We start from the raw sequence: 11,555 nt of genomic DNA on the forward strand, positions 1-11,555 counted from the left end.
TCCGAATACAAGTCGCGAAAGCGCAGGCTCTCCGTCGTGCATCCGGGAGTGTTGTCTTTCGGGTAAAAATACAGGACCAACGTTTTGCCGCGATAGTCTGAAAGCTTGAAAGTGCGGTCGCCGGTCATGGGGCCCGAGAATTCCGGGACGGCACTATTGAGTGCCGGTGGACGATCTGCCAAGTTGTTCTCCTGATCCATGGTGGTTTCTTGCCTTGCCGTGAGCCGTCAATTGTAATTCGGCTATTTTATGTGGATTCGAATCCCAACGGTGCTTTTCACGCTGCCATCGAGTGATCGAATATCAACGCAAGGGCAACTTTGCGGCCTTCCGCCATCAGGATATTGTAGGTCCGGCATGCCGCCTGGTTATCCATGCATTCCACGCCGACCCTGCGGGATGTGAGCGGTGCGGTAAGCTTGGGATGAACGAAGCGCTGGCGCTCGCCGGTGCCGAGTATGACCACTTCAGGCATCGCCGCGTCGATCTGCTTGAAATCATCGATAGTGAGTGCTTCGAAGGACACCGGAGGCCAGGAAACCGGCGCGGTTTCGGGCATGACCAGCAGGCTGTATTCAAAGCGGATGGCATTGATTTCCACGCCATCCTTGTCATAAGCGGTTACGGTTTGGTAATGCTGGGTCGGGGTGGTATGCAGTTTCATGGCGAAATGGAGGCTGCGAAGGCAAAGAATTGATGTGGCTGCATGCTCGGCAAGCAATTTTCTCTGCCTTCTACGACAGGAGGATGAGCTTGAAATTCCTGCATTGGAGCGAAAAGATGCCGCATTGTAGCGCTTTCAAAGCCTTGCATGACCGGTATGCATTGATAAAACGGGTTGCTTTCGGCAAAATGAACCCCTTTTGGCGGTGCAGCATTGCATCCCAAGTATTCTATCGACGATAAGGGATTGCACACGTGCGACCGATTCAGAAATCAAAGAAGCTGGCAGACGTCTGCTACGACATCCGCGGGCCGGTGCTTGAAAAGGCCAAGCAGATGGAGGAGGAAGGCCACAAGATCATCAAGCTGAACATCGGCAATCTTGCCGTATTCGGTTTCGATGCGCCGGATGAGATCGTGCACGACATGATCATCAACATGTCCAATGCCTCCGGTTATACCGACTCCAAGGGCATGTTCGCGCCACGCAAGGCGATCATGCACTACACGCAGGAAAAGCATATCGCCGGCGTCACGATTGACGATATCTACATCGGCAACGGCGCATCCGAACTGATCGTGATGGGCATGAATGCCCTGCTCAACACCGGTGACGAAGTGCTGGTGCCGGCGCCGGATTATCCACTCTGGACCGCAGCGGTCAGCCTTTCAGGCGGCAGGCCGGTGCATTACATCTGCGACGAGGCGGCCGACTGGTTTCCGGATATCGAGGACATCAAGAAAAAAATTACGCCGAACACCAAGGCAATCGTCGTCATCAATCCGAATAACCCGACCGGCGCACTCTATCCTGTCGAGTTGCTGCAGGAAATCGTGGAGCTTGCGCGCAAGCACCAGCTGATCGTGTTCGCAGACGAGATTTACGATAAGACCTTGTATGACGGCGTGACGCATACCTCGATCGCATCATTGGCGGACGATGTGCTTTTCCTGACCCTCAACGGCCTGTCGAAAAACTACCGTTCCTGCGGCTACCGTGCAGGCTGGATGGTGGTATCGGGCGAGAAGAAGCATGCGAAGGATTACATTGAGGGGCTGAACATGCTGGCCTCGATGCGCCTGTGCGCCAATGCGCCCGGCCAGTACGCCATTCAGACAGCACTCGGCGGGTATCAGAGCATCAATGATCTTGTCGGTCCTGGCGGCAGGCTGCTGAAACAGCGTGACCTTGCGCACAAGCTGCTGACCGATATTCCGGGCGTGACGTGTGTCAAGCCGAAGTCGGCGCTTTACATGTTCCCGAAGCTCGATCCCAATATGTATCCGATCGCCGACGACCAGCAGTTTGCCTACGAGCTGCTGGCCGAGGAAAAGGTACTGATCGTGCAGGGAACCGGCTTCAACTGGATGACACCCGATCACTTCCGGGTGGTATTCCTTCCCAACTCCGACGATCTTACCGAGGCATTCGGGCGAATCGCACGGTTCCTCGACGGCTACCGCCGGCGTTACAGCAAGGCGGCTTGAGAGCCGTCTTGCAAGGCCCACGGCATTTGCCAATAAAAGCTATCAACTATCCAGACCATATGAAACCCATCAAAGTAGGCTTACTCGGGATCGGCACCGTCGGATCCGGCACATTCAACGTACTGAAGCGCAACCAGGAAGAAATCATGCGCCGCGCGGGCCGCGGCATCGTCATCACGATGGTGGCTGACCTGAACACTGCGCGTGCCAAGGAATTGACCAATGGCGAATGCGAAGTGGTCAATGATGCCAACCTCGTGGTCAACAGTCCCGATGTCGATATCGTGATCGAACTGATCGGCGGGTACGGCATCGCCAAGGACCTCGTGATGAAGGCAATCGCCAACGGCAAGCACGTGGTCACCGCCAACAAGGCATTGCTGGCGACCCACGGCAACGAAATCTTCAAGGCCGCGCAGGAAAAAGGCGTCATGGTGGCGTTCGAGGCGGCGGTTGCGGGCGGCATCCCGATCATCAAGGCGCTGCGTGAAGGTTTGACTGCGAACCGCGTCCAGTGGATCGCCGGCATCATCAATGGCACCACCAACTTCATCCTGTCCGAAATGCGTGACAAGGGACTGGATTTTGATGTGGTCCTGAAGGAGGCACAGCGCCTCGGCTATGCGGAAGCGGATCCGACGTTCGACATCGAAGGAGTTGACGCGGCTCACAAGGCGACCATCATGTCGGCGATCGCCTTCGGTATCCCGGTGCAGTTCGACAAGGCACATGTGGAAGGCATCACAAGCCTGCAGTCGACTGATATCCAATACGCGGAACAACTCGGCTACCGGATCAAGTTGCTCGGCATCGCCAAGCGCACCGAAGTCGACGGCAAGGCGGGCATCGAACTTCGGGTGCATCCGACGCTGATTCCTGCCAAGCGGCTGATCGCCAATGTGGAAGGGGCGATGAATGCGGTACTGGTGCAGGGCGATGCGGTGGGTGCGACTTTGTATTACGGCAAGGGCGCGGGCTCCGAACCGACCGCCTCGGCGGTCATTGCCGACCTGGTGGACATTACGCGGCTGGCCACCGCCGATCCGGAACACCGCGTGCCACACCTTGCCTTCCAGCCGCATGCGATGACGGATATTCCGATTGTGTCGATGTCCGAAGTGGTCACCAGCTACTACTTGCGCATGCAGGTAGCGGATCAACCCGGCGTCCTGGCGGATGTAACGCGCATCCTCGCGGATTCGTCGATTTCCATCGATGCGATGCTCCAGAAAGAGCCGGCAGAGGGCGAAACCCAGACCGATATCATCATGCTGACGCACCAGGCGCGGGAGAAGCATGTCGATGCCGCGATCGGCAAAATCGAGGCGCTGTCAACCGTGGTCAGCAAGGTCACGAAGATCCGCCTCGAGCAATTGGCTTAATCAGAGCCAAAGTCGTCCCAGCTAGTCATCCGCCGCGATCAGCGGTGGATGACGACAAGCAAGCCCTTTGCTTCTGTCTTCCCGGTATTGCGGATCGCGTGGTCGCGGTCTGCCCGGTATCGTGCCGTGGCGCCACTCTTCAATTTCTTCCTGATGCCGGCCACATCCAGTTCGAGCGTGCCATGTGTGACAGTCAAATGTTCCATGGTGCCCGGATCGTGGGAATTGGATACCAGTGCGCCATCTGGTGCCAATGTCAATTCATACCATTCGTACTTCCCGGCAAGTTCCATGGGACCAAGGATGCGCAAGACATAGCCGGAGTGCGTTCCCGGTAGTGTCGGCGTCTCATGCGGCTCAACGATTCTCACCGTTTCCTCTTCCCTGGCTTCCCCGGCGAGCAGCTCCTGTATGCCGATTCCCAGCGCGTTGGCGAGCCGCCATGCAACGGCAATGGTCGGATTCGCTTTCTCCCGCTCAATCTGAGACAGCATGGATTTCGATACGCCTGCGGCACGGGACAAGTCTTCCAGTGTCAAACCACGTTTTTGGCGGATCTGCAGCAGAGTGGCGCCGACTTCTGGCGGCGTGTTGGGTGGCATTGGGTCCATTTCCGTCCTTGCAAATCCAATCGGGCACGAATATTATTCGATATATTAAAAATAATTTCGCTATAGTGAAATTTTGAGGATTCTATCAACTATATCGAACGTATCGTAGCAGAAGCGCCAAATGCTGGACCAGCCCGGATCGGACGTCTCTATTTGAATCCAGAAGGATGTTGCTATGGAAAAAAGCCACGCTGCAGCGGATTTTCACCATCGACTTGCGAACGATCTGTCGGATCTGCGGGAGAAGGGGCTGTTCAAGATCGAGCGGGTAATCGCATCGCCGCAAGGTGCTACGGTGCAATCCGACGACGGCCGGACTCTCATCAATCTTTGCGCAAACAATTATCTCGGCCTGTCTGGCGATAGCCAGCTTGCGCATGCGGCGATCCGGGCCATCGAACATTACGGCTACGGAATGTCATCGGTCCGCTTCATTTGCGGCACCCAAACCGTTCATAAGCAACTGGAGCGCGCGCTTGCCGATTTTCTCGGCATGGAAGACGCGATCCTGTATGCCGCGGCCTTCGACGCGAACGGCGGCCTGTTCGAGCCGCTGTTCGACGAAGAGGACGCGATCATTTCGGATGCGCTTAACCATGCATCGATCATCGACGGCATACGGCTGTGCAGGGCGGCGCGCTACCGCTTTCAGCACAACGACATGAGCGATCTCGAAGTGCAATTGCTGGCAGCTGCCGGCAAGCGCCATAAGCTGATCGTGACGGACGGCGTGTTTTCGATGGACGGCACGATCGCCCAACTGGACCGCATCTGCGATCTGGCGGATCGGTATGGCGCCCTGGTGATGATCGACGAGTCGCATGCGTCCGGCTTCATGGGGCCGAACGGGCGCGGTACGCATGAACATCACGGCGTCATGGGCCGCGTCGACATCATTACCGGCACCCTCGGCAAGGCGCTTGGCGGGGCGATGGGCGGCTTTACCGCCGCGCGGCGCGAAGTGATCGAAACCCTGCGGCAGAAGTCACGGCCGTATTTGTTTTCCAATTCTCTGGCGCCGGCGATCGCGGGCGCGTCGCTCTCGGTGCTGGAACGCCTGTCGTCGTCGAGCGAGCTGCGGGACCGGTTGCATGACAACACCCGCTATTTCCGCGCGGCGATCACGGAGCTCGGCTTCACTATCAAGCCCGGCACGCATCCGGTCGTCCCGGTGATGCTCTTCGATGCGCCCCTGGCGCAGCGGTTCGCGCAAAAGCTGTATGCGCTTGGCGTACTGGTGAGCGGTTTCTTCTATCCGGTGGTGCCGATGGGACAGGCACGCGTGCGCGTGCAATTGTCCGCCGCGCATACCCGCGAACAACTGGATAGTGCATTGGCAGCATGCAGGCAGGCGGGTGACGAACTCGACCTGCTCGGAAAATAGGAGAGTGCGTCATGGAAAAAATCCTGATCATCGGTGCGAATGGCCAGATCGGTAGCGAGCTGTTCGATGCGCTTGCGGAAAGACATGGACACGGAAATGTCATCGCGGCCGACATTGGTCCGAACAGCCTGTTCGACGCGCCCGTCTACGAATGTCTCGACGTGCTGGATGCCGGTCGCGTGGCGCACGTCATCGAGCGATATGCCATTACGCAGGTCTACCAGCTCGCGGCGCTGCTGTCGGTCACCGGCGAACAGGCGCCGCTGAAGGCTTGGACACTGAACATGAACGGTTTGCTGAATATCCTGGAAATCGCACGCGAGCGGCGGCAGGCCGGCAGGCCGATCAAGGTGTTCTGGCCGTCGTCGATCGCCGCCTTCGGTCCTCACACGCCCGCCGTCGATACGCCGCAGCTCGCGGTAATGGACCCGACCACCATCTACGGCATCAGCAAGCAGGCGGGCGAGCGCCTGTGCGAATATTACTTCAGCAAATTCGGCGTTGATGTGCGCAGCATCCGCTATCCCGGCATCATCAGCTACAAATCGCGGCCGGGCGGCGGCACGACCGATTACGCCATTGCCATGCTCGCCGCCGCCAAGCGAGGCGAGCGCTATGCCTGTTATCTCGGACCGGATACCACACTGCCGATGATTTACATGCCGGATGCGATCCGCGCGACGATCGAGCTGATGGAGGCGCCGGCCAGGGATCTTCGGATTCGTTCCTCTTACAACATTGCCGGGTTGAGCTTCAATCCCGCGGAACTTGCACATGCCATCCAATTGCACGTGACTGGTTTCGATGTCGATTACCGGCTGGACGACCGGCAGGCAATTGCCGATACCTGGCCGCACAGCCTGGACGATACCCATGCGCGTGCCGATTGGGGCTGGCATGCGGCCACCGATCTGGATAGGCTGGTCGCCGACATGCTGCGGAATCTCCCGCCGGCGTCCGGCAAGCTGCATCGCGTGGCGTAGCGGCGATCCGGTCGCAAGGATCGATTCATGGATATGCGTGTCTTCGACCTGTTCAAGGTCGGCATCGGCCCCTCGAGTTCGCATACTGTCGGCCCGATGCTGGCGGCACGGCGGTTCCTGCACGAGAGCGGCGCACTTGCGGACACGAAGGGCGTCACGGTGGAGTTGTTCGGCTCGCTGGCACTGACGGGCGCCGGTCATGCCACGGACAGGGCGATTCTGCTGGGTCTGTCCGGTGAATTGCCGGACCGGATCGAGCCGGAAACCATCGAGTCGAAACTGGCCGTTATCGCCGCGAGCAAGACGGTGCGGCTCCTGGGCCGTCATCCGGTTCCTTTCGATGTGGAGCGGGACCTGATCTGGCATCGGCAACTCAGCTTGCCGGGCCATCCCAACGGCATGCGATTCACCTTGGCATTGAACGACGGCACCTTGCATCAACGGGTTTTTTACTCCACCGGCGGCGGCCTCATCCACGCGGAGGATGAAGTCGGCACCACGGACGCCGGCCCGCCCCGCACGCTTCCTTTTCCGTTCGATGACATGGCTACGCTGCTGGCCCACGGCCGGGGATCGGGACTAAGCATCGCGCAGATGCTTCGTGCCAATGAATGCGTCCATGCCGACAACGATGCGCTCGATGCCGGCCTCGACCGTATCTGGGACGTCATGAGCGCCTGCATCGAGCGCGCCCTGAGCCGCCAGGGAGAGCTTCCCGGCGGCTTGAACGTAAGGCGGCGTGCAGCCGCGCTCTGGCAGGCGGCACGGGATGACGCGCCCGGCCTGCCGCATGATGCGATTCACAAGGTCAGCCTGTATGCGATGGCGGTCAATGAGGAAAATGCTGCGGGCGGGCGCGTGGTCACCGCGCCGACCAATGGCGCCGCCGGCATCGTTCCGGCGGTGCTGCGTTACTACGCCGTGGATTGCCGTCCGGCCGACCCGGCCAACGGAATCCGGGATTTCCTTTTGGCGGCATCGGCGGTCGGCATGCTGTGCAAGCGCAATGCCTCCATATCGGGCGCGGAGGTGGGTTGCCAGGGCGAGGTCGGCGTGGCCTGTGCGATGGCTGCGGCCGGACTTGCGGCCGCTCTCGGCGGCACGAATGACCAGATCGAGACGGCGGCGGAGATTGGCATCGAGCATCACCTCGGGATGACCTGCGACCCGATCGGCGGACTGGTGCAGATTCCCTGCATCGAGCGCAACGGCATGGGGGCGGTCAAGGCAATCACCGCCGCTTCGCTGGCATTGAGTGGCGACGGCATGCACCACGTCAGCCTGGACCAGGTGATCGAGACGATGCGCCAGACCGGCGCCGACATGCAGGCAAAGTACAAGGAAACCTCCCTCGGCGGTCTTGCCGTCCATGTCATTTCCGTCAACCACGCCGCCTGCTGACCCCGCGCAGGCGGAGGGTATAATGTCGCCCTTGCCGCTATTCCCAATCGATCCTTTTATGCAATACGTGTCCACTCGCGGCCAGGCCGCACCGCAGTCGTTTTCCCAGATTCTTCTCGGCGGCCTCGCTCCCGACGGCGGGCTGTACCTGCCTGCCGCCTATCCGCGGATTTCCGGCGCCGAGCTGGATGCGTGGCGCAAGCTGTCCTATGCCGACCTGGCATTCGAGGTGCTGAGGAAGTTCGCCACCGATATCCCCGAACAGGACCTCAAGGCGCTGGCACACAAGACCTATACCGCCGATGTGTACCGCAATGTCCGCGACGGCGAGAAAGCCGCCGACATCACCCCGCTGCGGGTGCTGGAAGAGCAGGGCGGCGGCAGGCTGGTGCTGCAGGCGTTGTCCAACGGTCCCACCCTGGCGTTCAAGGACATGGCGATGCAGCTGCTTGGCAATCTGTTCGAGTACACGCTCGCCAGGCAGGATGCGGAACTCAACATCTTCGGCGCCACGTCGGGTGACACCGGCAGCGCCGCCGAATACGCAATGCGTGGCAAAAAAGGCATCCGTGTGTTCATGCTTTCACCGCACAAGAAGATGAGCGCCTTCCAGACCGCGCAGATGTTCAGCCTGCAAGACCCGAACATCTTCAATATCGCGGTGCAGGGCGTGTTCGACGATTGCCAGGACATGGTGAAGGCGGTCTCGAACGACCTGGAATTCAAGGCCCGGCAGAAAATCGGCACGGTCAATTCGATCAACTGGGCGCGCGTGGTGGCGCAGGTGGTGTATTACGTGCGCGGCTACCTGAGTGCGACCACCAGCAACGACCAGAAGGTATCATTCACCGTCCCCTCCGGCAATTTCGGCAACATCTGCGCCGGCCATATCGCGCGCATGATGGGCGTGCCGATCGACAAGCTGGTCGCCGCGACCAACGAGAACGACGTGCTCGACGAGTTCTTCCGCACCGGCATCTACCGGGTGCGCAAATCTTCCGAGACGTATCACACCACCAGTCCCAGCATGGACATCAGCAAGGCGTCGAATTTCGAGCGCTTCATCTACGATCTGCTGGACCGTGACGCCAACCGGGTGCGCGCGCTTTTCAGGAAGGTGGAGACGCATGGTGGATTCGACCTGTCCGGCGCACCGGGCAGCGACGGCGACGAATTCCGGAAGGTGGCGCAATACGGCTTCGCCTCCGGCAAGTCGGTGCACCAGGACAGGGTGCAAACGATCCGCGACGTGCATGCGAAGCATGGTGTCACGATCGACACCCATACCGCCGACGGCGTGAAGGTGGCGCGTGAGCATATTTCGCCCGGGACGACGATGATCGTGCTGGAAACCGCCTTGCCTGCGAAATTCAACGAGACGATCCGCGAAGCTCTTGGCCGCGATGCCGAACGTCCAGCCGGATTCGAAAACATCGAGGCGCTGCCACAGCGTTTCGAGGTGATGTCGGCGGACGTCGGCCAGGTCAAGGCCTTCATCGCCGCCCACACCGGGCTGGCCTGATCGCGCATCAATTGCTTCCACGGAGCCGGGTATGACAGACAGGAAACCGATGCTGAGCCTCGCCGAAGCGCTTCACGCCTTGCTTTCTGCAGCGCAGGCCATCGCGGATCGCGAGACGGTCCCGACGCTCGACGCCAATGGCCGCGTACTTGCCGAGGCGCAGACCTCGCGTCTCGATGTGCCGCCGGCGGACAATACCCAGATGGATGGTTACGCAGTGCGGGCGGGCGACTGCGCCAGCGGGAATGCCGTTCTGGCCGTCTCGCAGCGCATACCCGCCGGCCATGTCGGTCAGCCGCTGCGGCCTGGCACGGCCGCACGGATTTTTACCGGCGCAATGATTCCCGACGGCGCCGATGCGGTCGTGATGCAGGAAGCATGCACCGCCAACGGCGACAGCGTCACGGTAAATCATGCGCCGCAACCGGGCGAGTGGATCCGGCGTGCCGGCGAAGATATCCGCGCCGGCAGCGTCATCCTGCCTGCAGGCACTCGGCTGCGTTCGCAGGAACTCGGATTGGCCGCATCGGTCGGCCTGGCGGAGTTGCCGGTGCTGCGCAGGCCGCGCGTCGCGGTGTTCTTCACCGGCGATGAACTAGCCATGCCGGGCGAAGCCCTTAAACCGGGCGCAATCTACAATTCCAACCGTTTCACCTTGCGGGCCCTGCTGGAGAATTTGGGCTGCGACATCACGGACTACGGCATCGTGCCGGATTCGCTGGATGCCACGCGCGACACCCTGCGCCGGGCCGCCGCCGGCCACGACCTCATCGTCACCTCCGGCGGCGTCTCGGTCGGCGACGAGGATCATGTCAAGCCGGCCGTCGAGGCGGAAGGGCGCCTGAACATGTGGCAGATCGCCATCAAGCCCGGCAAGCCGCTGGCCTTTGGAGAGATTCCGCGCGCCGGCGGCACTGCGCCTGCTTTTTTCCTTGGCCTGCCGGGAAACCCGGTGTCCAGCTTCGTGACCTTCCTGCTGCTGGTCAGGCCGTTCATCCTGCGCTTGCAGGGCGTGGAACAGGTTGCGCCGAGGGCGTTCATGATGCGTGCCGACTTCGCCTGGCCAAAACCGGACCGGCGCAATGAATTCCTGCGCGTCAGGATCAATGAGAATGGCGGCCTCGACCTGTTCCCCAACCAGAGTTCCGGCGTTCTAACGTCCACCGTGTGGGGCGACGGGTTGATCGACAATCCGCCCGGCAACGCGATCGCAGCGGGCGATACCGTGCGCTTCATTCCCTTCGATGCATTGCTTTCCTGACGCATAATGCAGCTTCCTTCGTACCGGTCAGCCACATGAATATTCAACTTCGTTTTTTTGCCAGCGTCCGTGAGTCTCTCGGCACCAGCCAGGAGACGCTGGCCGTGCCGGAGCAGGTGAAGACAGTCGGCGATGTGCGGGCCTTCCTGCGCGAGCGTGGCGGGGCATGGCAGGAGGTGCTGGCCGATGGCCGTGCGTTGCGCATGGCATGCAACCAGCAGATGACCGGTCCGGAAACGCGTATTACCGATGGCTGCGAAGTCGCTTTCTTCCCGCCGGTGACCGGCGGCTGAGCGGCGATCCATAGAGGAGAACACAATGCCGATCCGCGTTCAAACCGGGGACTTCGATATCAGCGCCGAAATCGCGAGGCTTCGCGGAGGCGATGCACGAATCGGCGCGATCGTCTGTTTCACCGGCACGGTGCGCGATATCAACGACGGCGCCAGCGTCGCAGCGATGGAACTGGAGCATTATCCCGGCATGACGGAAAAAGCGCTGGAAACCATCGTCACCGAGGCGAAGAGCCGCTGGGACATCATCGACGCATTGGTGATCCATCGCATCGGTCCGTTGCTGCCGCTGGATCAGATCGTGCTGGTGGCGGTCACCTCGGCCCATCGGGGCGAGGCCTTCGCGGCCTGCGAGTTCATCATGGATTATCTGAAGACCAGCGCGCCGTTCTGGAAAAAGGAACAGACCCCCGAAGGCGGCCGCTGGGTCGATGCGCGGACAACGGACGACGACGCCATGGCAAAGTGGAATCCTGGCATGGATGCCGCAGGCAGCGGCAGATGAGCTGGCTGGCGGTCGGGTTTGGCGCGGCAATCGGTGCATGGATCCGCTGGGCGCTGGGTATC

General features: G+C 60.6%; 12 protein-coding genes. 9 read left to right on the forward strand and 3 right to left on the reverse strand.

Going from position 1 to position 11,555, the window contains the following annotated elements:
• A partial coding sequence (locus V7080_RS18085; RefSeq protein WP_334189789.1) for a redoxin domain-containing protein occupies window positions 1-200 on the reverse strand: 200 nt, incomplete at its 3' end.
• Window positions 201-277: 77 nt separating this feature from the next.
• Window positions 278-664 (reverse strand): Mth938-like domain-containing protein, encoded by a 387-nt coding sequence (locus tag V7080_RS18090; protein WP_334189790.1) that lies wholly within the window; start codon window positions 662-664, stop codon window positions 278-280.
• 254 nt (window positions 665-918) lie between these two features.
• On the opposite strand from V7080_RS18090, the gene V7080_RS18095 reads away from it, so the two are divergent.
• On the forward strand, window positions 919-2,151 hold the full coding sequence (locus tag V7080_RS18095; protein WP_334189791.1) for a pyridoxal phosphate-dependent aminotransferase: 1,233 nt from the start codon (window positions 919-921) through the stop codon (window positions 2,149-2,151).
• Window positions 2,152-2,210: 59 nt separating this feature from the next.
• The gene (locus V7080_RS18100) at window positions 2,211-3,533 is read left to right on the forward strand and encodes a homoserine dehydrogenase (protein WP_334189792.1); all 1,323 of its coding nucleotides are present in this window, start codon (window positions 2,211-2,213) and stop codon (window positions 3,531-3,533) included.
• Between the two features lie 38 nt (window positions 3,534-3,571).
• On the opposite strand, the gene V7080_RS18105 is transcribed toward V7080_RS18100, so the two are convergent.
• Window positions 3,572-4,144 (reverse strand): helix-turn-helix domain-containing protein, encoded by a 573-nt coding sequence (locus V7080_RS18105; RefSeq protein WP_334189793.1) that lies wholly within the window; start codon window positions 4,142-4,144, stop codon window positions 3,572-3,574.
• Between the two features lie 175 nt (window positions 4,145-4,319).
• Between V7080_RS18105 and kbl the strand changes: the two genes are divergently transcribed.
• The 7 genes from kbl to moaE are packed head-to-tail and all read left to right on the forward strand — an operon-like array spanning window position 4,320 to window position 11,493.
• Window positions 4,320-5,528 (forward strand): glycine C-acetyltransferase, encoded by a 1,209-nt coding sequence (gene kbl, locus V7080_RS18110; protein ID WP_334189794.1) that lies wholly within the window; start codon window positions 4,320-4,322, stop codon window positions 5,526-5,528.
• Window positions 5,529-5,539: 11 nt separating this feature from the next.
• Window positions 5,540-6,511, forward strand: a complete 972-nt coding sequence (locus V7080_RS18115) for an NAD-dependent epimerase/dehydratase family protein (RefSeq protein ID WP_334189795.1) — start codon at window positions 5,540-5,542, stop codon at window positions 6,509-6,511.
• Between the two features lie 27 nt (window positions 6,512-6,538).
• Window positions 6,539-7,912 carry an L-serine ammonia-lyase gene (locus V7080_RS18120; RefSeq protein ID WP_334189796.1) on the forward strand — a complete coding sequence of 458 codons (1,374 nt, stop codon included), beginning with the start codon at window positions 6,539-6,541 and terminating at the stop codon, window positions 7,910-7,912.
• A gap of 58 nt (window positions 7,913-7,970) precedes the next feature.
• The gene (gene thrC, locus V7080_RS18125) at window positions 7,971-9,434 is read left to right on the forward strand and encodes a threonine synthase (protein ID WP_334189797.1); all 1,464 of its coding nucleotides are present in this window, start codon (window positions 7,971-7,973) and stop codon (window positions 9,432-9,434) included.
• A 31-nt stretch (window positions 9,435-9,465) separates the two neighbouring features.
• A complete protein-coding gene (locus tag V7080_RS18130; RefSeq protein WP_334189798.1) occupies window positions 9,466-10,695 on the forward strand; it encodes a molybdopterin molybdotransferase MoeA in 1,230 nt (409 codons plus the stop codon).
• Between the two features lie 35 nt (window positions 10,696-10,730).
• The gene (moaD, locus tag V7080_RS18135; protein WP_334189799.1) at window positions 10,731-10,988 is read left to right on the forward strand and encodes a molybdopterin converting factor subunit 1; all 258 of its coding nucleotides are present in this window, start codon (window positions 10,731-10,733) and stop codon (window positions 10,986-10,988) included.
• A 25-nt stretch (window positions 10,989-11,013) separates the two neighbouring features.
• On the forward strand, window positions 11,014-11,493 hold the full coding sequence (gene moaE / locus V7080_RS18140) for a molybdopterin synthase catalytic subunit MoaE (RefSeq protein WP_334189800.1): 480 nt from the start codon (window positions 11,014-11,016) through the stop codon (window positions 11,491-11,493).
• Window positions 11,494-11,555 lie beyond the last annotated feature (62 nt).

This window comes from Noviherbaspirillum sp., from assembly GCF_036846085.1.
Taxonomy (GTDB): domain Bacteria; phylum Pseudomonadota; class Gammaproteobacteria; order Burkholderiales; family Burkholderiaceae_D; genus Noviherbaspirillum.